The sequence below is a fragment of the Streptococcus mitis genome, assembly GCF_000722765.2.
GTDB lineage: Bacteria > Bacillota > Bacilli > Lactobacillales > Streptococcaceae > Streptococcus > Streptococcus mitis_AQ.
This window is the reverse complement of record NZ_CP028415.1, coordinates 1,634,451-1,655,463: the sequence shown is the minus strand read 5'-3', so window position 1 is coordinate 1,655,463 and position 21,013 is coordinate 1,634,451. Positions and strand designations below refer to the sequence as shown.

The 21,013-nt window shown below is 40.6% G+C and carries 20 protein-coding genes; 12 read left to right on the top strand and 8 right to left on the bottom strand.

What is annotated here, in order from left to right; genetic code table 11:
• Positions 1 to 531: 531 nt before the first annotated feature.
• From SK637_RS08255 to SK637_RS08235, 5 genes are all read left to right on the top strand, one after another.
• Positions 532 to 2,004, top strand: coding sequence for a peptide MFS transporter (locus SK637_RS08255; RefSeq protein WP_033689378.1), 1,473 nt, complete (start codon positions 532 to 534; stop codon positions 2,002 to 2,004).
• A gap of 367 nt (positions 2,005 to 2,371) precedes the next feature.
• Positions 2,372 to 3,058, top strand: a complete 687-nt coding sequence (locus SK637_RS08250; RefSeq protein ID WP_000284674.1) for an XRE family transcriptional regulator — start codon at positions 2,372 to 2,374, stop codon at positions 3,056 to 3,058.
• Positions 3,059 to 3,061: 3 nt separating this feature from the next.
• On the top strand, positions 3,062 to 4,477 hold the full coding sequence (locus SK637_RS08245) for a Y-family DNA polymerase (RefSeq protein ID WP_033689377.1): 1,416 nt from the start codon (positions 3,062 to 3,064) through the stop codon (positions 4,475 to 4,477).
• Positions 4,474 to 4,836, top strand: coding sequence for a hypothetical protein (locus SK637_RS08240; RefSeq protein WP_033689376.1), 363 nt, complete (start codon positions 4,474 to 4,476; stop codon positions 4,834 to 4,836). The genes SK637_RS08245 and SK637_RS08240 overlap by 4 nt, the downstream gene beginning before the upstream one ends.
• Positions 4,829 to 5,122, top strand: a complete 294-nt coding sequence (locus tag SK637_RS08235; RefSeq protein ID WP_033689375.1) for a DUF5960 family protein — start codon at positions 4,829 to 4,831, stop codon at positions 5,120 to 5,122. The genes SK637_RS08240 and SK637_RS08235 overlap by 8 nt, the downstream gene beginning before the upstream one ends.
• A gap of 142 nt (positions 5,123 to 5,264) precedes the next feature.
• Here the strand turns inward: SK637_RS08235 and SK637_RS08230 are convergent, their stop codons facing one another.
• The 6 genes from SK637_RS08230 to SK637_RS08205 are packed head-to-tail and all read right to left on the bottom strand — an operon-like array spanning position 5,265 to position 7,685.
• Positions 5,265 to 5,741 (bottom strand): glutathione peroxidase, encoded by a 477-nt coding sequence (locus SK637_RS08230; protein ID WP_033689374.1) that lies wholly within the window; start codon positions 5,739 to 5,741, stop codon positions 5,265 to 5,267.
• Positions 5,738 to 6,316 (bottom strand): DUF3278 domain-containing protein, encoded by a 579-nt coding sequence (locus SK637_RS08225; protein WP_033689373.1) that lies wholly within the window; start codon positions 6,314 to 6,316, stop codon positions 5,738 to 5,740. The genes SK637_RS08230 and SK637_RS08225 overlap by 4 nt, the downstream gene beginning before the upstream one ends.
• Before the next feature lie 12 nt (positions 6,317 to 6,328).
• Complete coding sequence (locus SK637_RS10200) at positions 6,329 to 6,670, bottom strand: hypothetical protein (protein ID WP_000838538.1); 342 nt, start codon at positions 6,668 to 6,670, stop codon at positions 6,329 to 6,331.
• 10 nt (positions 6,671 to 6,680) lie between these two features.
• Entirely contained in the window at positions 6,681 to 6,923 is a 243-nt protein-coding gene (locus SK637_RS08215) for a hypothetical protein (protein WP_000711741.1), read from the bottom strand.
• 9 nt (positions 6,924 to 6,932) lie between these two features.
• Positions 6,933 to 7,475, bottom strand: coding sequence for a DUF3278 domain-containing protein (locus SK637_RS08210; RefSeq protein ID WP_000712365.1), 543 nt, complete (start codon positions 7,473 to 7,475; stop codon positions 6,933 to 6,935).
• 15 nt (positions 7,476 to 7,490) lie between these two features.
• Positions 7,491 to 7,685, bottom strand: coding sequence for a helix-turn-helix transcriptional regulator (locus SK637_RS08205; RefSeq protein WP_001082469.1), 195 nt, complete (start codon positions 7,683 to 7,685; stop codon positions 7,491 to 7,493).
• 166 nt (positions 7,686 to 7,851) lie between these two features.
• Between SK637_RS08205 and rsmH the strand changes: the two genes are divergently transcribed.
• From rsmH to SK637_RS08180, 5 genes are all read left to right on the top strand, one after another.
• A complete protein-coding gene (gene rsmH, locus SK637_RS08200; protein WP_000159429.1) occupies positions 7,852 to 8,802 on the top strand; it encodes a 16S rRNA (cytosine(1402)-N(4))-methyltransferase RsmH in 951 nt (316 codons plus the stop codon).
• 9 nt (positions 8,803 to 8,811) lie between these two features.
• A complete protein-coding gene (gene ftsL / locus SK637_RS08195; protein ID WP_000227824.1) occupies positions 8,812 to 9,129 on the top strand; it encodes a cell division protein FtsL in 318 nt (105 codons plus the stop codon).
• Between the two features lie 3 nt (positions 9,130 to 9,132).
• Positions 9,133 to 11,385, top strand: coding sequence for a penicillin-binding protein PBP2X (pbp2x, locus tag SK637_RS08190; protein ID WP_033689372.1), 2,253 nt, complete (start codon positions 9,133 to 9,135; stop codon positions 11,383 to 11,385).
• Between the two features lies 1 nt (position 11,386).
• Entirely contained in the window at positions 11,387 to 12,367 is a 981-nt protein-coding gene (gene mraY, locus SK637_RS08185; protein WP_033689371.1) for a phospho-N-acetylmuramoyl-pentapeptide-transferase, read from the top strand.
• Between the two features lie 334 nt (positions 12,368 to 12,701).
• Complete coding sequence (locus SK637_RS08180) at positions 12,702 to 14,807, top strand: ATP-dependent Clp protease ATP-binding subunit (RefSeq protein WP_033689370.1); 2,106 nt, start codon at positions 12,702 to 12,704, stop codon at positions 14,805 to 14,807.
• Positions 14,808 to 14,974: 167 nt separating this feature from the next.
• Here the strand turns inward: SK637_RS08180 and SK637_RS08170 are convergent, their stop codons facing one another.
• Both SK637_RS08170 and SK637_RS08165 read right to left on the bottom strand, forming a co-directional pair.
• Positions 14,975 to 15,457: an S-ribosylhomocysteine lyase gene (locus SK637_RS08170; RefSeq protein WP_033689369.1), complete on the bottom strand. Its 483-nt coding sequence runs from the start codon at positions 15,455 to 15,457 to the stop codon at positions 14,975 to 14,977.
• A gap of 94 nt (positions 15,458 to 15,551) precedes the next feature.
• Positions 15,552 to 17,036: a DUF1846 domain-containing protein gene (locus SK637_RS08165; RefSeq protein WP_033689368.1), complete on the bottom strand. Its 1,485-nt coding sequence runs from the start codon at positions 17,034 to 17,036 to the stop codon at positions 15,552 to 15,554.
• 152 nt (positions 17,037 to 17,188) lie between these two features.
• On the opposite strand from SK637_RS08165, the gene SK637_RS08160 reads away from it, so the two are divergent.
• Both SK637_RS08160 and SK637_RS08155 read left to right on the top strand, forming a co-directional pair.
• Entirely contained in the window at positions 17,189 to 18,796 is a 1,608-nt protein-coding gene (locus SK637_RS08160; protein ID WP_033689367.1) for a glycoside hydrolase family 13 protein, read from the top strand.
• A gap of 195 nt (positions 18,797 to 18,991) precedes the next feature.
• The gene (locus SK637_RS08155) at positions 18,992 to 20,950 is read left to right on the top strand and encodes a peptide ABC transporter substrate-binding protein (protein WP_033689366.1); all 1,959 of its coding nucleotides are present in this window, start codon (positions 18,992 to 18,994) and stop codon (positions 20,948 to 20,950) included.
• The last annotated feature ends 63 nt before the right edge of the window (positions 20,951 to 21,013 follow it).

Here is a 21,013-nt window from a genome sequence, read left to right as displayed (position 1 = left end):
CACTGTTTAAATATCTTCAGGATAGAAAAAGAAATTGTCCAGGAACGAAGAAACTGTATATTTGTTGTTAAACTGTACATCATCTTTGTGATACATTAGATCGTATTTCTCAACTACATAAGCTCCGAAAACTAAAAAAGTGATAACCCTTTGATAACCTCTCGATTTTTAAAAGGATTATATATGTAAAAATTGAGGATTTATCTCTTTAAATTACTTGATTTTAGTCATAATTCATCATAAATATCATGATGTAGAAAAAACCAGGTCGTAAGAAAGCTCGTAAAGCATCACAATTTAGTAAACGTTAATTCGAAAGAATTATTATACTTACAAAGAGCACCTTTCGGGGTGTTCTTTTTTATACTTTCTGACTTAATTGGATTTCTATCTGATATTTTCAAATGAGGATAAAGTAGAAACTTATCTAAATAGATTTTTTCAGAAATTTTCTAAAACAAACAGGATTTGTTTGACATTTATTTGAAAATTCTGTAAAATGAATTATTATATCGTTAAAGGAGAATATATATGGAAAAACAGAAAACATTTTTTGGACATCCTATTGGTTTGTCCACCCTCTTCTTCACAGAGATGTGGGAGCGCTTTTCTTACTATGGGATGCGAGCTATCCTACTTTACTATATGTACTATAGTGTGCAAGATGGTGGATTGGGAATGGATAAGACCACGGCTGCATCGGTTATGGCGATTTATGGCTCGCTGGTATTTTTGTCCTCGGTTATCGGTGGTTTTGTCAGTGACCGTATTTTAGGAAGCCGTAAGACTGTCTTTTATGGTGGGATTCTGATTATGCTAGGGCATATTGCTTTGGCAACACCTTTTGGACAAGTGGCTCTCTATCTTTCTATTGCCTTGATTATCTTTGGTACTGGATTTTTAAAACCCAATATCTCAGATATGGTTGGGGGAATTTATGAGAAAGAGGATGATAGACGGGATGCAGGTTTTAGTATCTTTGTCTTTGGTATTAACTTAGGTGCCTTCGTTGCCCCTTATCTAGTGGGTTATCTAGGTCAGGAAGTCAATTTCCATCTAGGTTTCTCATTAGCTGCCGTTGGGATGTTCTTTGGTCTGGTGAAGTATGTTTTAGATGGGAAGAAATACCTGCCTGAATCAAGTCTTTACCCTACTGATCCACTTTCACAGAAGGACCAGCAGACCTTGATTAAACGCTTGCTGATTACACTTGTCATAGTTATTCTCGTGGTTATAGGCTTAGTCTTTACTCACCAGTTTAACGTGGATATGATTGTTAATATCTTTACAGTGATTGCGGTAATTATTCCAATCTACTATTTCTTTAAGATTTTATCTAGTCAGAAAATAACTGCCACTGAGAGATCTCGAGTATTTGCCTACATTCCTCTATTTATCGCTGGAGTACTCTTCTGGTCTATTGAGGAACAGGGTTCTGTTGTTCTCGCTCTATTTGCGGATGATCAAACTCAACTTTACTTTAATGTATTTGGGAATCAGATTCATTTTCCATCTAGCTTTTTCCAAAGTATCAATCCCCTTTTCATTATGATTTATGTGCCGATTTTTGCGTGGTTGTGGGGGAAAATGGGTAAAAAGCAACCATCTTCTGCTAAGAAATTTGCTTACGGTTTATTTGCTGCAGGTTTATCCTTCTTGTGGATGATGTTACCAGGGATGCTCTTTGGGACAGATGTTAAGGTCAGCCCTCTCTGGTTGATTATGAGTTGGGCTATTGTGATTGTAGGGGAAATGCTGATTTCGCCGATTGGTCTATCAGTCACAACTAAGTTAGCACCAAAATCCTTCCAAGCACAAATGATGTCTATCTGGTTCTTGAGTAATGCAGCTGCCCAAGCTATCAATGCTCAAATTGTAAAATTTTATACAAGCGAAACTGAAGTTGCTTACTATGGAATTGTTGGAGGAATTACGATTGTATTCAGTATTATCTTACTCTTCTACGTTCCGCGTATTGAAAAACTAATGTCTGGTATCAAATAGAGAAAAACTGGAATTTCTGTAGGGATTCTAAAACTTAGATCAATTATTTATTCAAAGGATTTAGTTCTGTATTGTATAGGGCTAGGTCCTTTTAGTTTGATTAATACTCTTCGAAAATCTCTTCAAACCGCGTCAATGTCGCCTTGCCGTACTCAAGTACAGCCTGCGGCTAGTTTCCTAGTTTGCTCTTTGATTTTCATTGAGTATAAAACTCACGATGTTTCTGATTTTCCTAGTGGACATTTGTCTACTTTTTTTATATAATAAAACTAAACCAAATTGGTTGAGTTGTAAAAGTGACTCAACTAAAGATTAGTTTTTCTAAGGAAAATTATTTAAGACAAGGTTCTATACTAGGAGATGAAGTATGTATCAGCCAGAAAAACTCAAGGCTCGTAGGAAAGAGTTAAAATTAACACAGAAGGAAATTGCAGAGCAACTTGGGGTTAGCTTCCAGGCTTACTCGGCTTGGGAACGTGGAATCAAGGAACCGTCCAAGGAGAAGGTGTCCCAGCTAGAAAACATTTTAAAAGTCGCAAAAGGCTATTTCACTCAGATTGAGATTGTCCGTCTCTACCATAGCCTCTCCAAGCAAGGGAAGGAGAAGGTTGTTCTCTATGCTCGCGACCTGGCTCAAGAGGAACAAGTCCAGAAAGTGATAGCTATACCAGAGAGACTTTACGAGTACCGTGTCTACGAACGCATGTCTGCGGGAATCGGAGCTTCGGTCTACGATGATCAGAATTTTGATACGGTTTACTTTAATGAGGAACTAGCTCATGATTTTGCGTCATGGGTGTCTGGGGACTCCATGGAACCTAAATACCAAAATGGTTCAGTGGCTCTGATTCGAGAGACAGGATTTGACTATGATGGGGCGGTCTATGCAGTGGTTTGCAACAACCAGACCTATATCAAACGGGTCTATCGAGAGGAGAATGGATTGCGTCTGGTCTCTATCAATCCTAAATACAAGGATATTTTCATCTCCTATGAGGAAGATCCTCGGATTGTGGGGATTATCGTTGGGAACTTTGTGCCGATGGAGGGATAGCCAATGGGCTACTTTGATTATTCCAGAGAGCCCAAAAGTGACATTGCCTTTGTCGATATGAAATCCTTTTATGCCAGTGTTGAGTGCGTGAAAAGGGGCTTACATCCGCTGAAAACCTCGCTTTGTGTCATGAGTCGCGCGGATAATTCCACTGGTCTTATTCTAGCCTCCTCTCCAATGTTTAAGAAGATTTTTGGCAAATCAAATGTTGGTCGGGCCTATGATCTGCCCTTTGATATCAAGACCCGCAAATTTTCCTACTATAATGCTAGAAAGCAGGGACTACCGACTGACTCGGACTATGTTCGCTACATCGAAGATTGGGCCCAAGTGACCTTGATTGTGCCACCCAGGATGGACGAGTACATTGCAGTCAATATGGAAATCCAGCGAATCTTTCAAAACTATGGCAGTCCAGATGATATTTATCCCTACTCTATCGATGAGGGCTTTATTGATCTGACTAGTTCGCTCAACTATTTCATACCAGATAAGAGTCTCTCTCGCAAAAACAAGCTGAATCTGCTTTCTGCTCGTATTCAGAGGGATATTTGGAGGCAGACAGGGATCTACTCTACAGTAGGCATGTCAAATGCCAATCCTTTACTGGCCAAGTTGGCTCTGGATAATGAGGCCAAGCACACTCCGACCATGAGGGCCAACTGGTCTTACCAGGATGTGGAAGAGAAGGTCTGGTCCATTCCCAAGATGACCGACTTTTGGGGAATTGGCAGGCGGATGGAGAAACGCTTGCATGCTCTGGGGATTTTTTCTATCAAGGAATTGGCAACCAGCAATCCAGACCAGTTAAAGAAAGCTCTGGGTCAGGCTGGTCTGCGTTTGTGGTTTCATGCTAACGGGATTGATGAGAGCAATGTTCATAAGCCCTATAAAGCCAAATCCAAGGGCTTGGGGAATTCTCAAATCTTGCCGAGAGACTACGTGAAGCTACGGGATATTGAAATTATTTTTCGAGAAATGGCGGAGCAGGTGGCTATTAGATTGAGAAGAGCGGGCAAGAAAACAACCCTTGTCTCCATCTATATCGGTTTCTCTAAAGAAGAGGTCAGACCGTCTATTCACACACAAATGAAGGTCGAACCGACCAATAATATAGCTGTCTTAACGAATTATGTTTTGAAGTTATTTCATAGCAAATACACTTCTGGAGCAGTCAGAAGTGTCGGTGTAAACTATTCAGGCTTTGTAGACGAGTCCTTTGGTTTGATATCTCTCTTTGATGATGTTGACAAGTTAGAAAAAGAAGAAAGGCTCCAGACGGCCATTGACTCCATTCGGGAACAATTTGGTTTCACTTCTCTCTTAAAGGCCAATGCACTGGAAGAGGCCTCTAGGAGTCTTGCTAGAAGCAAGCTGATTGGAGGACATTCTGCTGGAGGATTAGATGGATTACAATGATTGATCGTTCTTATTTACCTTTTCAATCTGCGCGAGATTATCAAGATCCAGGTATGCAGAAGTGGATGGGATTTTACCTCTCAGAACACACCAGTTCGCTTAGGGAAGAAAAAAATCGGGTTGATTTTTCTACGGATTTGGACCCAGTTGAGAAACTACATTTACTTTCTCAGCTTTATGTTAGCCAACTTAAGGGAAGTTTTGTGGTAAAGGAAAAGAAGCAGAAAGCCACTATCATTGGTAAGGTAAGAGAATTATCTTCTAAATCCCTATCTATTAGGACAAACGAGGGTTATAGGATGATAGAGATTGCTGATATTCTAGAAATTCGGCTGTGGGAGGAGGGAGTTTATGACTAGAAAAGAGCTGTATGAAAACAAACTTCAGATGGATTATTTTTCAGATGACTATATTCGTTTTGAAGAGGATTTTCAAAAATACTCTGCCATGAACGTACCCTTGACTTTCTTGATTGATGACATCCTACGAACCATGGCGATGAATCAGAAAAACCACTTTGTCTTAAACAAGGAAAATGCCAAGGATGGTCGGGAGCATAGCTTTTATTTTAGGGTGGTAACGGAAAAAGCGTGTCCCAGAAATAGGACCTATACATACTCAGGAGTCAAGAATAGCAGTCAGTAGTGCCTTGTCCGCTATGAATGTATCATTTTTACAACACTTCATGGTTCATATCATGGGGTGTTTTTCTATTTAAGTCAAAGCCCATCAAAAAATCTCACTATTCATCAGGCTAAAAGAAACCTAATCATAGTGAGATTGTGAATTATAGTAATTTTTGTATGGCCTCTTCAATTTGTTTTGGGTCTGTTTTGGAAGAGAAGCGTTCAAAGACCTGCCCATCACGACCGATGAGAAACTTAGCGAAATTCCATTCGATTCGTTTTCCTAGTGGGCCAGATTTCTGGTCTTTCAACCAAACATAGAGAGGATCTGCTTCCTTACCGTTGACCTTGATCTTGGCAAAACGTGGGAAGGTGGTTTGATAATGTAGGCTACAGAAGGTGTTGATTTCCTCTGCGCTGCCCGGTGCTTGTCCCATAAACTGATTGCAAGGGAAGTCTAAAATCTCAAAACCTTGGTCTTGATAGCGATCATAGAGTTCTTGAAGTCCTTGGTACTGGGGCGTTAAACCGCATCCAGTAGCAGTGTTGACAACCAAGAGAACCTTACCACGATAGGAATCTAGGGGAATCGTTTGATTGTCTTGGTTCAAGACTGAAAAATCGTATAGTGAAGTCATTGCTTGCTTTTCTCCTTCTGTTTGGTATGTTTAGGAGTTTTCTCCTCCTGTAGGGATAGAAATCCGTAGGTCAGGGTTCCAAAAATGCTACCGATAATCAGGCCATACATCAGGAAAGGAACACTTTTATCGAATTGCATGAGCAACTTCCCAAAATCTGAAAGGGACATCTGTTGAACGAAGACCTTATGAAAGATGAGTAAGGTAAAGAGACCAATCTGAATACCGATAAACACAATCCAACTCCTAAATTTGATTTGGGCTTTGCTGTAGGTTTTGAGGATGATTTCTGACTTGTCATCCTTTTCAAGATGAAGCTCTTGGACGGCTCTTTGAGCTTTTATACTCATGAACCAAATGAGTCCAAAATAGATGTAGGGCATAACATTTCGAACAATTTCTATAAAGCGTCCGAACAAAATATAGAATAGGAAGAGAATGAAGGAAGAGTAAAAGATTTGGACCATAGAACGGGCGCAAGCCTTGTAGATAACCTCTTGACGGCATTCATCAAAAGGCCCTTGGATGTGAAAGAAATTTCGAAGTAGGCGAGTGGTGAAGTCTTCTTTTTTCATGCTAGTAACCTCCTAAATGAGCGGTTTTTGATTGACTTCTTTAACGAGTTGATAGAAAGTATAGAAGTAAATCAAGCTAAAAATGATACAGGTTGTTAGAAATACTAGGTATCTCCAATCTGCAGGACTCCTTAAAAGTTGTGGGAAGGATACGAGGATAAAACAGAGAGATACGTTTAGAAGTCGTATTTTTTTGGATTGGATTTTCTGAAGTATTTGTCCCTTGTTCAGCAAAGGAAGAAATAAAAGGAAAATGATCAAGAAAGGACGCGTAATATGTCCAGAAACCAGGACGAAGGTAATAAAGATGCTGACAAAAATGTGACTGAATAGTAAAGTTATTAGTGATTTCATAAGGTACCTCCTAATCCTGGTCTTTTTTAGCTCTTGCAATACGAAGTGAGTCGACAATATGCATCATCACTCCGAAAAAGAAAGCTCCCAGTATAGTTTTGAAAATATGTTTTGTATTTAGAAGAGAACTAATAAAATTTGGATTTTCACTTGTTAGGGTATCAATGAGTGGAATTATAAAAAATATCACTGTTCCATAAATCGAACCTGCTTTTAGACCAGGATAACGTAACTGTTTCTTTTCTTTTTTCATAGTTTCCTCCTAATCCTCATCTTGATCTTTCTTAGCTTTTGCAATGCGACGGGAGATGAGGAACTGTATACTCGCTCCGAAGAAGATAGAACCGAGAATGCTTGATACACCATTTCTTATAGTGAGGAGAGAATGAAAATAGTCCTGACCTTCACCTATGAGTATACTGAGAAGAGGAGTTATAAAAAACATCCATAGACCAAAGAACAAACCTGCTTTTAGACCTGGGTAGTATAGTTGCTTACTTTCTTTCTCGCTCAGCAAATCTGGATCAATAGCTGTAATCCCTGTTTTTTTCATTTGGTAGGTGACATAGCCAGCAGCGATGAGGGCAATCACTAAAATCAGAGGAGGATAGATTAGAGCCACTTCTTGAGGGTATTTATAGGCCAGAAGGAGTGGAATAAGATTTCCGAAAATCATCAGATAAAAGAGGACGATAAAGACTTGGTTCCCAATACGATCGGCCTCACGCCGTTTGTATTCGTCAAGGGGACCAGAAATACCGTATGTGCGTTTGATGAGTTTTTCAGTGAAGGTTTCTTTTTTCATGAGTTTGCTCCTTTTTTAAAAATCTTCCTCCCAAAAGAGATTGTTGAGGTCAGTTTGGAGGCTACGGGCGAGATTGAGACAGAGTTCCAGGGTTGGATTGTATTTGTCGTTTTCAATCATATTGATGGTTTGTCTCGAGACACCGATATCCTTGGCGAGTTCGAGCTGGGAAATGCCTAGTTCCTTGCGAAATTCTTTCACACGATTCATCTGTTCTCCTTTCTGATTTATGTCGTATATATTTGACTACATTATATTCTTCTATGAAATAGATGTCAAGCATATTTGACATATTTCTTAAAGAAATCTTACTTGTTTTTGTCCTATTTGTCTGACAAGTGCAAGCTAGTCGGATTTGTGGTAAAATAGATAGGATATGACAAAAGAATTTCATCATGTAACGGTCTTACTCCACGAAACGATTGATATGCTCGACGTAAAGCCTGACGGTATCTACGTTGATGCGACTTTGGGTGGAGCGGGCCATAGCGAATATTTATTAAGTAAATTAAGTGAAAAAGGCCATCTCTATGCCTTTGACCAGGACCAGAATGCCATTAACAATGCGCAAAAACGCTTGGCTTCCTACATTGAGAAGGGGATGGTGACTTTTATAAAGGATAACTTCCGTCATTTACAGGCACGTTTGCGCGAAGCTGGTGTTCAGGAAATTGATGGAATTTGTTATGACTTGGGAGTGTCTAGTCCTCAATTGGACCAGCGTGAGCGTGGTTTTTCTTATAAAAAGGATGCGCCACTGGACATGCGCATGAATCAGGATGCTAGTCTGACAGCCTATGAAGTGGTGAACCACTATGACTATCATGACTTGGTTCGTATTTTCTTCAAGTATGGTGAGGATAAATTCTCTAAACAGATTGCCCGTAAGATTGAACAAGCACGTGAAGTCAAGCCAATCGAGACAACGACGGAGTTGGCAGAGATTATCAAGTCGGCTAAACCTGCCAAGGAGCTCAAGAAGAAGGGCCATCCTGCCAAGCAGATTTTCCAGGCTATTCGGATTGAAGTCAATGATGAACTGGGAGCAGCAGATGAATCTATCCAGCAGGCTATGGAGATGTTGGCTCTAGATGGTAGAATTTCAGTGATTACCTTTCATTCCTTGGAAGACCGCTTGACTAAGCAATTGTTCAAGGAGGCTTCAACAGTTGAAGTTCCCAAAGGTTTGCCTTTCATCCCAGATGATCTCAAGCCCAAGATGGAATTAGTATCCCGTAAGCCAATCTTGCCAAGTGCAGAAGAATTAGAAGCCAATAACCGCTCGCACTCAGCCAAGTTGCGCGTGGCCAGAAAAATTCACAAGTAAGAGGAAAAAATGGTAGATAAGAAAGAAACAACCAGTCAATTCTTGCAGAATCGTATAAAAAAATTCTCACGTGTGGAGAAGGCTTTTTATCTTTCCATCGCTTTTACGGCTCTCGTTTTAGCAGTGAGCATTATCTTTATGCAGACACGACTCTTGCAAGTGCAAAGTGATTTAACAAAAATCAATGCGCAGATAGAGGAAAAGAAGACAGAGCTCGATGATGCTAAGCAGGAAGTGAATGAATTGATTCGTTCAGAGCGCTTGAAAGAGATTGCAGATAAAAAAGATTTGAAATTGAATAATGAAAATATCCGAACAGCGGAGTAAGATATGAAATGGACAGAAAAAATAACCCGATTTGCGATAAAAAATCGTAAATCTCCAGCAAAAAACCGCAGGATAGTTGGCAAGTACCTCAGCTTTGTAGCGGTTGCCCTTTTTGGTCTCTTTTTGGCCAATTTTGCTTATATTATTGCAAAAGGTAATATATTTGGTACTGACTTGGTAAAAGAGGCTAGAAAAGTTCACCAGACAACTCGAACAGTACCTGCCAAACGCGGGACGATCTATGACCGAAATGGAGTGCCTATCGCAGAAGATGCGACCTCTTATAATGTCTATGCTGTTATTGATAAAAAATACAAGTCAGCAACGGGTAAAATTCTTTATGTAGAGGATTCGCAGTTTAATAAGGTAGCTGAAGTTTTCCATAAGTATTTGGATATGGATGAAGCTTATGTGAAAGAGCAACTGGCTCAACCAAATCTGACCCAGGTTTCCTTTGGTGCCAAAGGAAATGGGATTACCTATGCCAATATGATGGCCATTAAAAAAGATTTAAAAGATGCTAGTGTGGAAGGAATTGACTTTACAACGAGCCCTAACAGAAGCTATCCAAATGGCCAATTTGCTTCTAGTTTTATTGGTTTAGCCCAACTTCATGAAAATGAAGATGGCAGCAAGAGTTTGTTAGGAACTTCTGGTTTGGAGAGTTCTTTGAATACCATTCTTGCTGGTACAGACGGAATTATTACCTATGAAAAAGACCGTGTAGGAAATATCGTACCCGGTACAGAACAGGTAGCGCAGCAGACTGTAGATGGCAAGGATGTTTATACAACATTGTCTAGCCCGCTCCAATCTTTCATGGAAACCCAGATGGATGCCTTTTTAGAAAAAGTAAAAGGTAAGTACATGACCGCGACCTTGGTCAGTGCCAAGACTGGTGAAATCCTTGCTACCACTCAACGACCGACCTTTAATGCAGATACTAAAGAAGGAATCACTAAGGACTTTGTTTGGCGTGATATCCTTTATCAAAGTAACTATGAACCAGGATCAGCCATGAAGGTTATGACGTTAGCTTCTTCTATTGATAATAATACCTTCCCAAGTGGAGAATACTTCAATAGCAGTGAATTAAAAATAGCGGATGTGACGATTCGAGATTGGGATGTTAATGATGGTTTGACTACTGGTGGGATGATGACTTTCTTACAAGGTTTCGCTCACTCCAGTAATGTTGGAATGAGTCTACTTGAACAAAAAATGGGAGATACTACTTGGTTGGATTATCTAAACCGCTTTAAATTTGGGGTCCCAACTCGCTTTGGCTTGACAGATGAATACGCTGGTCAACTTCCAGCTGATAATATTGTCAATATTGCCATGAGTGCATTTGGTCAGGGGATTTCTGTAACGCAGACCCAGATGCTACGTGCTTTTACAGCCATTGCCAATGATGGCGTCATGTTAGAGCCGAAATTTATTACAGCTTTGTATGATCCAAATGATCAAACCGCTCGTAAATCTCAAAAAGAAATTGTAGGGAATCCAGTTTCGAAAGATGCGGCTAGCCAAACTCGGACTCACATGGTCTTGGTAGGAACGGATCCTAGATATGGAACTATGTATAATCATAGTACAGGAAAAGCAACTGTCAATGTTCCAGGTCAAAATGTAGCCCTCAAGTCTGGTACAGCCCAAATTGCTGACGAGAAAAATGGAGGCTACTTGGTTGGTTCTACCAACTACATTTTCTCGGTTGTGGCTATGAACCCTGCTGAGAATCCTGATTTTATCTTGTATGTAACGGTTCAACAGCCTGAACATTATTCAGGTATCCAATTGGGAGAATTTGCCAACCCAATCTTGGAGCGGGCTTCAGCTATGAAAGAATCTCTCAATCTTCAATCTCCAGCCAAGAATTTAGATAAAGTTACGACAGAATCTTCTTATGCAATGCCTAGCATCAAGGATATTTCACCTGGTGAGTTGGCGGAAGCCTTACGCCGAAATATTGTGCAACCAATCGTTGTAGGTACTGGAACAAAGATTAAAGAGACTTCTGTAGAAGAAGGGACCAATCTTGCACCAAACCAACAAGTTCTCCTTTTATCGGATAAGGTAGAAGAAATTCCAGACATGTATGGCTGGAAAAAAGAGACTGCTGAAACCTTTGCTAAATGGTTGGATATTGAGCTGGAATTTGAAGGGTCAGGTTCCATCGTTCAGAAGCAAGATGTTCGGACTAATACAGCTATCAAAAACATTAAAAAAATTAAATTAACTTTAGGAGACTAATATGTTTATTTCTATCAGTGCTGGAATTGTGACATTTTTACTAACTTTAGTAGGAATTCCGGCCTTTATCCAATTTTATAGAAAGGCGCAAATTACAGGCCAGCAGATGCATGAGGATGTCAAACAGCACCAGGCAAAAGCTGGGACTCCTACAATGGGAGGTTTGGTTTTCTTAATTGCTGCAGTAGTGGTGAGTTTCCTCGTTGCTCTTTTTTCAAAACAATTGACCAATAATGTTGGTATGATTTTGTTTATTTTGGTCTTGTATGGCTTGGTTGGTTTTTTAGATGACTTCCTCAAGGTTTTCCGCAAGATCAATGAGGGGCTTAATCCCAAGCAGAAATTGGCTCTTCAGCTTCTAGGTGGAGTTATCTTCTACCTTTTCTATGAGCGTGGTGGAGATATGCTTTCTGTCTTTGGCTACCAAGTGCATCTAGGGATTTTCTATATTGTCTTCGCTCTTTTCTGGCTAGTCGGTTTTTCAAACGCAGTAAACTTGACAGACGGCATTGACGGTTTAGCTAGTATTTCCGTTGTGATTAGTTTGTCTGCCTATGGAGTTATTGCCTATATGCAAGGTCAGATGGATATCCTTCTAGTGATTCTTGCCATGATTGGTGGTTTGCTTGGTTTCTTTGTCTTTAACCATAAGCCTGCTAAAGTCTTCATGGGAGATGTGGGAAGTTTGGCGCTCGGTGGAATGCTGGCAGCTATCTCTATGGCCCTTCACCAAGAATGGACTCTCTTGATTATCGGAATTGTTTATGTCTTTGAAACAACTTCGGTCATGATGCAAGTCGGCTATTTCAAAATGACTGGTGGCAAACGTATTTTCCGTATGACGCCTGTGCATCACCATTTTGAACTTGGAGGATTGTCTGGTAAAGGAAATCCTTGGAGCGAGTGGAAGGTTGACTTCTTATTTTGGGGAGTGGGGCTTCTAGCAAGTCTCTTAACGTTAGCAATTTTATATTTGATGTAAGAATGGCACCCTGATGTTTCAGGGTGTTTTTGCTTTTTAAAAAATATTGGTCAATTAAAGTCAAAATACTTGACCTTTTCTGACTAATGTAGTATATTATGAACGTAAGGTAAATGAAAGCCTTACTAGAACACTTATTTAAAGTAAAATAGAAAGAGGTGGGGTCTATGTTTAATCTAGAAATCTTTAGAAGTAAAGATAGTCTACTCCTGCTTGAAAAAGAAAAACCAGAAATAGTACGTAGAGTAGCAATCTAGCTAGTCTAAATTTTTTAAAACAAAGGTCAAAGATAGTCAATATCAGTGATAATGAATAACAAAAAGAGGTAAAGAATATGAACAACAACTTTAATAATTTTAACAACATGGATGATTTATTTAACCAATTGATGGGTGGTATGCGAGGATATAGTTCTGAAAATCGCCGTTACTTGATTAATGGACGTGAAGTCACACCTGAGGAATTTGCTCACTATCGTGCAACTGGCCAATTGCCAGGAAATGCAGAATCTGATGGACAAATGCCACAACATACGTCAGGCATGAAACAAGACGGTGTCCTTGCAAAACTAGGTCGAAACTTGACTGCAGAAGCGCGTGAGGGCAAGCTGGATCCTGTTATCGGACGAAACAAGGAAATTCAAGAAACATCTGAAATTCTTTCTCGTCGCACCAAGAACAATCCTGTTTTAGTTGGAGACGCAGGTGTTGGTAAAACTGCAGTAGTAGAAGGATTGGCCCAAGCTATCGTGAACGGTGACGTTCCAGCTGCCATTAAGAATAAAGAAATTATTTCCATTGATATCTCAGGTCTTGAGGCTGGTACCCAATACCGTGGTAGTTTTGAAGAAAACGTTCAAAACTTAGTCAATGAAGTAAAAGAAGCGGGAAATATCATTCTCTTCTTTGATGAAATTCATCAAATTCTCGGTGCTGGTAGCACTGGTGGAGATAGTGGATCTAAGGGGCTTGCGGATATTCTCAAGCCAGCCCTCTCTCGTGGGGAATTGACAGTGATTGGGGCAACGACTCAAGACGAATATCGTAACACTATTTTGAAGAATGCAGCTCTTGCTCGTCGTTTCAACGAAGTCAAGGTCAATGCTCCTTCAGCAGAGGATACATATAAAATCCTTCAAGGAATTCGTGACCTCTATCAGCAACATCACAATGTCATCTTGCCAGACGAAGTTTTGAAAGCAGCGGTGGATTATTCTGTTCAGTATATTCCTCAACGTAGCTTGCCAGATAAGGCTATCGACCTTGTGGATGTAACGGCAGCTCACTTGGCAGCTCAACATCCAGTAACAGATGTGCATGCTGTTGAACGTGAAATTGAGGCAGAAAAAGACAAACAAGAAAAAGCAGTTGAGGCAGAAGATTTTGAAGCAGCTCTAAACTATAAAACACGCATCGCAGAATTGGAAAAGAAAATCGAAAACCACACAGAAGATATGAAGGTGACTGCAAGTGTCAACGATGTGGCTGAGTCTGTAGAACGAATGACCGGTATTCCAGTGTCACAAATGGGAGCATCAGACATCGAACGTCTGAAAGATATGGCTCATCGTCTGCAAGATAAGGTAATCGGTCAAGATAAGGCAGTTGAAGCTGTAGCCCGTGCTATCCGTCGTAACCGTGCTGGTTTTGATGAAGGTAATCGCCCAATTGGTAGCTTCCTCTTTGTAGGTCCAACTGGAGTTGGTAAGACTGAACTTGCTAAACAATTGGCGCTAGATATGTTTGGAACTAAGGACGCAATCATCCGTTTGGATATGTCTGAATACAGTGATCGAACAGCCGTTTCTAAGCTAATTGGTACAACAGCAGGATATGTGGGTTATGATGACAATAGCAATACCTTAACAGAACGTGTTCGTCGCAATCCATACTCTATCATTCTCTTGGATGAAATTGAAAAGGCTGATCCTCAAGTCATTACCCTTCTCCTCCAAGTTCTAGATGATGGTCGTTTGACAGATGGTCAAGGAAACACAGTAAACTTCAAGAACACTGTCATTATCGCGACCTCAAATGCTGGATTTGGCTATGAAGCTAACTTGACAGAGGATGCGGATAAGCCAGAATTGATGGACCGTTTGAAGCCATTCTTCCGTCCAGAATTCCTCAACCGCTTTAATGCAGTTATCGAGTTCTCACACTTGACTAAGGAAGATCTTTCTAAGATTGTGGACTTGATGTTGGCTGAAGTTAACCAAACCTTGGCTAAGAAAGACATTGATTTGGTAGTCAGTCAAGCAGCTAAGGACTATATCACAGAAGAAGGTTATGACGAAGTCATGGGTGTTCGTCCGCTTCGTCGCGTGGTTGAACAAGAAATTCGTGATAAGGTAACGGACTTCCATTTGGATCACCTAGATGCCAAACACCTAGAAGCAGATATGGAAGATGGTGTTTTGGTTATTCGTGAAAAAGCCTAATACTCTTCGAAAATCAAATTCAAACCACGTCAACGTCGCCTTGCCGTACTCAAGTACAGCCTGCGGCTAGTTTCCTAGTTTGCTCTTTGATTTTCATTGAGTATAAGACAAAATTTTGAGAATAAAAAAGAAGGAACCGGCTGAAAAAACTGGTTCCTTTTTTATGTTTAAATCACATGACGCTCAAAGGCATCATCTGAAATCCCTTGTTCTAGGATGAGTTTTGCCCATTCTTTAGCAGAGAAGAGGCTGTGATCTTTGTAGTTTCCGCAAGATTCGATGGTTGTTCCAGGGACATCTTCCCAAGTAGTAGTCTCAGCGATTTCTTTGAGCGAATCCTTGATAACAGTCGCGATTTCAGCGCTGGTGTGGCGCCCCCACATAATCATGTGGAAGCCTGTGCGGCAACCAAATGGTGAACAGTCAATCATGCCGTCGATGCGGGTACGGATGAGTTTGGCTAAGAGGTGCTCGATAGTGTGAAGGCCAGCAGTAGGGATAGAGTCTTCATTGGGTTGCACTAAACGAATATCATAATTGGAGATGACATCTCCCTTTGGCCCTGTTTCTTCCCCGATTAAGCGAACATAGGGTGCTTTAACAATGGTGTGGTCAAGTTCAAAACTTTCGACAATAACTTCTTTTGACATGGTAAATCCTTTCAGTTTTCTCCTTTCATTATAACATAAAGCTGGCTCCTGAGGCAGAGAGAAAACCTCTCCGAGAGTGGAGAGGTTCAAATCTTTATTTACGATACAAGCGGTCGTATTGGTAGTAGGGGTCAAAGGTTACGTTGATACCCAGTTTGCGAAGGACATTCTTGTCTTCATCGGTTAAGATGATGGTTGAGTGGGCTTCGCTTCCTTTGAGATTGCCAAGTTCTTCCATAGCACGAGCAGCATCAGGATTTTCTGTAGCTGTGATAGCAAGTGCAATCAGGATTTCATTTGAATGAAGGCGTGGATTGCGGCTGCCGAGATGATCGATTTTAAGACCTTGGATTGGCTTAACAACTTCAGGCTCGATTAGTTTTACTTCTTTCGCAATGTTAGCTGATTTCTTGATGGCGTTGATCAAGGCAGCGGCTGTAGGACCAAAGAGTTCTGAGTTCTTACCAGTGACAATTTCCCCACTTGGCAATTCAAGGGCTAGGGCTGGTCCGCCAGTTTCTTCTGCTTTTTGACGGGCAACAACAGCAACCTTACGGTCTGCAGGTGTGATGCCGAGGTCGTTCATGAGCAACTCAATTTTCTTGACAGCAGCTTCGCCAACTTTTTCGGCTTTAAAATCAAGAACAGTTTGATAGTAACGGCGGATGATTTCTTGTTTAGAAGCTTCGACAGCAGCTTCATCATCTGTAATAGCGAAACCAACCATGTTGACCCCCATATCTGTCGGTGAAGCGTATGGAGACTCTCTTAGGATACGTTCCAACATGCGCTTGAGCACTGGGAAAATTTCGATATCACGGTTATAGTTGACAGTGGTTTCTCCGTAGGTTTGGAGATGGAAGGGGTCAATCATGTTGACATCATCAAGGTCAGCTGTGGCAGCCTCGTAGGCCAAATTGACTGGGTGATGAAGGGGAAGATTCCAAACTGGGAAGGTTTCAAATTTAGCGTAGCCAGACTTGATACCATTGATTTGGTCGTGGTACATATTGGACATACAGGTTGCCAATTTTCCAGAACCAGGTCCAGGAGCGGTTACGACGATCAAGTTACGATTGGTTTTGATGTAGTCATTTTTTCCCATGCCTTCTGGAGAAATGATGTGATCCATATCCGTCGGATATCCTTTGATTGGATAGTGAAGATAAGAATCAATTCCGTTTTTCTCTAGTTGGTTGCGGAAGGCATCTGCAGCTGGTTGACCAGCGTACTGTGTGATGACAACGGAGCCAACAAAAATTCCCAGTTCATTGAATTTGTCAATCAAGCGAAGAACTTCTTGGTCATAAGAAATGCCCAAGTCACCACGTGCTTTGGAGTGCTCGATATTACTTGCATTAATAGCAATCACGACCTCAACCTGCTCTTTCAACTCTTGTAAGAGCTTGATTTTGTTGTCAGGCTCATAACCAGGAAGAACACGAGCAGCGTGGAAATCTTCTAACATTTTGCCACCAAACTCCAAGTAGAGCTTGCCGTCAAATTGGTTAATACGCTCCAAAATGTGGTTGCGTTGTAGATTCAAATATTGTTCAGAACTAAAAGCTTGTTTTTTCATTTTTTTACCTCTGACCTCTATTATAATAAAAAATTGGCAGTTAGGAAACTATGGAGTTAAAAAAGGAATCAAAAAGATTAGGCAAACGCTTGTACAAGGTTTTAAAAAGCGCTATCATAGACTGTAGATTATGAAAATAATGAGGTAAGAAAATGCAAGAAAAATGGTGGCACAATGCCGTAGTCTATCAAATTTACCCTAAGAGCTTTATGGATAGTAATGGAGATGGGATTGGTGATTTGCCAGGAATTACCAGTAAGTTGGACTATCTAGCTAAGTTAGGAATTACAGCGATTTGGCTTTCTCCTGTTTATGATAGTCCTATGGATGATAATGGCTATGATATTGCTGATTATCAAGCGATTGCGGCTATTTTTGGGACTATGGAGGATATGGACCAACTGATCGCGGAAGCTAAGAAACGTGATATTCGTATCATCATGGACTTGGTGGTCAATCATACCTCAGATGAGCATGCTTGGTTTATCGAGGCCTGTGAAAATCCTGATAGCCCTGAGCGAGACTACTATATCTGGCGGGACGAACCCAACGATCTAGATTCTATCTTTAGTGGGTCTGCTTGGGAATACGATGAAAAGTCAGGTCAGTACTATCTCCACTTTTTCAGCAAGAAACAGCCTGATCTTAACTGGGAAAATGAAAAACTTCGCCAGAAAATTTATGAGATGATGAACTTTTGGATTGATAAAGGCATTGGCGGTTTCCGTATGGATGTCATTGACATGATTGGGAAAATTCCTGACGAGAAGGTAGTCAATAATGGTCCTATGCTCCATCCCTATCTCAAGGAAATGAATCAGGCGACCTTTGGAGATAAGAATCTTTTGACAGTGGGAGAGACATGGGGAGCAACGCCAGAGATTGCCAAGCTCTACTCGGATCCAAAGGGGCAAGAGTTGTCTATGGTCTTCCAGTTTGAGCATATCTGTCTTCAGTATCAGGAAGGTCAGCCTAAATGGCACTATCAAAAAGAGCTGAATATTGCTAAGTTAAAAGAGATTTTCAACAAATGGCAGACAGAGTTAGGAGTTGAAGATGGCTGGAATTCGCTCTTCTGGAATAATCATGACCTTCCTCGTATCGTCTCAATCTGGGGAAATGACCAAGAATACCGCGAAAAATCTGCCAAAGCCTTTGCAATCTTACTTCATCTTATGAGAGGAACATCTTATATCTACCAAGGTGAGGAGATTGGGATGACCAACTATCCCTTTGAAACGTTGGATCAAGTAGAAGATATTGAATCCCTCAACTATGCGCGTGAGGCTCTTGAAAAAGGTGTTCCGATGGAAGAAATCATGGACAGTATCTGTGTCATTGGACGTGACAATGCCCGTACCCCTATGCAATGGGACGAGAGCAAAAACGCTGGTTTCTCAACAGGTCAACCTTGGTTGGCAGTGAATCCAAACTATCAAGCAATCAACGTTCAAGAAGCGCTAGGAAATCCAGATTCTATTTTCTATACCTATCAGAAACTGGTTCAAATCCGTAAGGAGAACAGCTGGCTGATTCGAGCTGACTTTGAACTATGGGAAACAGCTGACAAGGTCTTTGCTTATATCCGTAAAGATGGTGACCGTCGATTCCTAGTCGTAGCTAACTTGTCCAATGAAGAACAAGACTTGACCGTAGAAGGAAGCGTCAAATCTGTCCTGATTGAAAACACCGCGGCTCAAGAAGTTTTTGAAAAACAAATCTTGGCTCCATGGGATGCTTTCTGTGTGGAAATACTATAAATATTTTTTGCAGAAAAATCTAAAATCGAAATCGTATAAAAACAAGGGAGAACTGTATGAAAGGCATAAATCTTTTGTTTTTTTATGGCTAAAATTTATAAACTTTCATTCTTAAAATTCAATTAACTTTACAAATTTCCACTATTTTGGTAAAATAAACATATGTTATAAAAACTAACATAAAGGAGAAAGAAGATGACTACAAAAAAGCGTGTCCTTAGTGCAGGCCTGACTTTTGCGGCTGCTTTGCTTTTAGCTGCTTGCGGACAATCTGGTTCAGATACAAAAACTTACTCATCAACCTTTAGTGGAAATCCAACTACATTTAACTATTTATTAGACTACTACGCTGATAATACAGCCATCATTACCAACCTAGTTGATGGTTTGCTTGAAAATGACAATCATGGAAATCTAGTTCCATCTTTGGCAGAAGACTGGTCTGTTTCAAGCGACGGTCTGACTTATACCTATAAACTGAGAAAAGATGCCAAATGGTTCACGGCGGACGGTGAAGAGTACGCTCCAGTCAAGGCACAAGATTTTGTGACAGGTATCAAGTACGCAGTGGATAATAAATCCCAGGCCATTGACTTGATTCAAAACTCGATCAAGGGCTTGAATGATTATATTACAGGAGCGGATTCTGACTTTTCTAAGGTTGGAGTGAAAGCCATTGACGACCAGACTGTTGAGTATACTTTGGCACGCCCAGAACCGTACTGGAACTCAAAAACAACCAACAGTATTCTTTTCCCAGTCAACGAAGAGTTTCTAAATTCAAAAGGCAAAGATTTTGGTACCTTATCTCCAGATAGCATTCTCTACAGCGGACCTTATTTGTTAAAAGATTTCACATCAAAATCATCTATTGAGTATGTGAAGAATCCGCATTACTATGATCATGACAAAGTATCGATTGAACACGTAAAATTGGCTTACTTTGACGGCTCAGACCAAGAATTGACTATCCGTAACTTTGAAAGTGGAGCCTATTCAATCGCTGGGGTTTATCCAAATAGTTCTAACTTTGCTAAGACCAAGGAGAAATATAAGGATAATATCGTCTATAGCTTGCAGGACAAGACTTCTTGGTATTTTAATTTCAACGTCAATCGTAAGGCCTACAATCACACTGCTAAAACGACAGATGAGCAGAAGAAGTCAACTGAGACAGCTGTCTTGAACAAAAACTTCCGCCAAGCGGTGAACTTTGCCTTGGACCGCACAGCCTATTCTGCTCAGTCAAATGGGGAAGAAGCAGCTAGCAAGACCCTTCGTAACACCCTAGTGCCTCCTACATTTGTCCAAGTTGGAGACAAGACTTTTGGAGAAGTAGTTGCTTCTAAATTGGTCAACTATGGCACAGAATGGTCAGATATTAACTTGGCAGATGCTCAGGATGCCTATTTCAACAAAGAAAAAGCCCAAGCAAAATTTGCGGAAGCCAAAAAAGACTTGGCAAGTCAAGGTGTGACCTTCCCAATTCACTTGGATGTAGCTGTTGATCAGACAAGTAAAAATGCTGTGACTGGTATGAATTCTGTAAAACAGACTCTTGAGTCTGTTTTAGGTGCTGATAATCTTGTTATTGACGTTCAGCAACTCTCTACAGATGAGTACAATAACGTAGCCTTCTTAGCGCCAACAGCAGCTGATCGAGACTACGATTTGAACTTTGATGGTTGGGTAGGTGACTACCAAGATCCATCAACTTATCTCAATCCTTTCAATGCAGAGGATGGATTCTACCTCAAGATCTTTGGTCTAGATGCTCGAGAAGATAAAGCTAAGATTGCTAGCCTGGGGCTTGATACCTACACCAAGATGCTCAAAGATGCAGATAGTGAAAATAAAGATGTAGCCAAACGCTATGAAAAATATGCTGAAGCACAGGCTTGGATGATTGACAATTCTCTGATTATGTCAGCCATGTCAAGTGGTGGTACTGCATCTGTAACCAAAGTAACGCCATTTACAAGAGGGTATTCACTGGTCGGCATCAAGGGTGACGGCAATAACTACAAGTACATGAAACTGCAAAAAGATACTGTGACAATCAAACAGTATGAAGAAGCCAAGGCCAAATGGGAGCAAGAAAGCAAAAAAGCAATCGAAAAAGCTCAAAAAGAAGCAGAAAATCATGTTAAATAAAGATGAGCGAGGTTCCGTAAGGGACCTTGTTTTGATGTTTATATAGTAAATGTATTGATGTAA

Excerpts from the sequence above, each read along its gene's own strand:
- SK637_RS08255 (WP_033689378.1), top strand. The coding sequence starts at position 532 with ATGGAAAAACAGAAAACATTTTTTGGACATCCTATTGGTTTGTCCACC.
- SK637_RS08250 (WP_000284674.1), top strand. The coding sequence starts at position 2,372 with ATGTATCAGCCAGAAAAACTCAAGGCTCGTAGGAAAGAGTTAAAATTA.
- SK637_RS08245 (WP_033689377.1), top strand. The coding sequence starts at position 3,062 with ATGGGCTACTTTGATTATTCCAGAGAGCCCAAAAGTGACATTGCCTTT.
- SK637_RS08240 (WP_033689376.1), top strand. The coding sequence starts at position 4,474 with ATGATTGATCGTTCTTATTTACCTTTTCAATCTGCGCGAGATTATCAA.
- SK637_RS08235 (WP_033689375.1), top strand. The coding sequence starts at position 4,829 with ATGACTAGAAAAGAGCTGTATGAAAACAAACTTCAGATGGATTATTTT.
- SK637_RS08230 (WP_033689374.1), bottom strand. The coding sequence starts at position 5,741 with ATGACTTCACTATACGATTTTTCAGTCTTGAACCAAGACAATCAAACG.
- SK637_RS08225 (WP_033689373.1), bottom strand. The coding sequence starts at position 6,316 with ATGAAAAAAGAAGACTTCACCACTCGCCTACTTCGAAATTTCTTTCAC.
- SK637_RS10200 (WP_000838538.1), bottom strand. The coding sequence starts at position 6,670 with ATGAAATCACTAATAACTTTACTATTCAGTCACATTTTTGTCAGCATC.
- SK637_RS08215 (WP_000711741.1), bottom strand. The coding sequence starts at position 6,923 with ATGAAAAAAGAAAAGAAACAGTTACGTTATCCTGGTCTAAAAGCAGGT.
- SK637_RS08210 (WP_000712365.1), bottom strand. The coding sequence starts at position 7,475 with ATGAAAAAAGAAACCTTCACTGAAAAACTCATCAAACGCACATACGGT.
- SK637_RS08205 (WP_001082469.1), bottom strand. The coding sequence starts at position 7,685 with ATGAATCGTGTGAAAGAATTTCGCAAGGAACTAGGCATTTCCCAGCTC.
- rsmH (WP_000159429.1), top strand. The coding sequence starts at position 7,852 with ATGACAAAAGAATTTCATCATGTAACGGTCTTACTCCACGAAACGATT.
- ftsL (WP_000227824.1), top strand. The coding sequence starts at position 8,812 with ATGGTAGATAAGAAAGAAACAACCAGTCAATTCTTGCAGAATCGTATA.
- pbp2x (WP_033689372.1), top strand. The coding sequence starts at position 9,133 with ATGAAATGGACAGAAAAAATAACCCGATTTGCGATAAAAAATCGTAAA.
- mraY (WP_033689371.1), top strand. The coding sequence starts at position 11,387 with ATGTTTATTTCTATCAGTGCTGGAATTGTGACATTTTTACTAACTTTA.
- SK637_RS08180 (WP_033689370.1), top strand. The coding sequence starts at position 12,702 with ATGAACAACAACTTTAATAATTTTAACAACATGGATGATTTATTTAAC.
- SK637_RS08170 (WP_033689369.1), bottom strand. The coding sequence starts at position 15,457 with ATGTCAAAAGAAGTTATTGTCGAAAGTTTTGAACTTGACCACACCATT.
- SK637_RS08165 (WP_033689368.1), bottom strand. The coding sequence starts at position 17,036 with ATGAAAAAACAAGCTTTTAGTTCTGAACAATATTTGAATCTACAACGC.
- SK637_RS08160 (WP_033689367.1), top strand. The coding sequence starts at position 17,189 with ATGCAAGAAAAATGGTGGCACAATGCCGTAGTCTATCAAATTTACCCT.
- SK637_RS08155 (WP_033689366.1), top strand. The coding sequence starts at position 18,992 with ATGACTACAAAAAAGCGTGTCCTTAGTGCAGGCCTGACTTTTGCGGCT.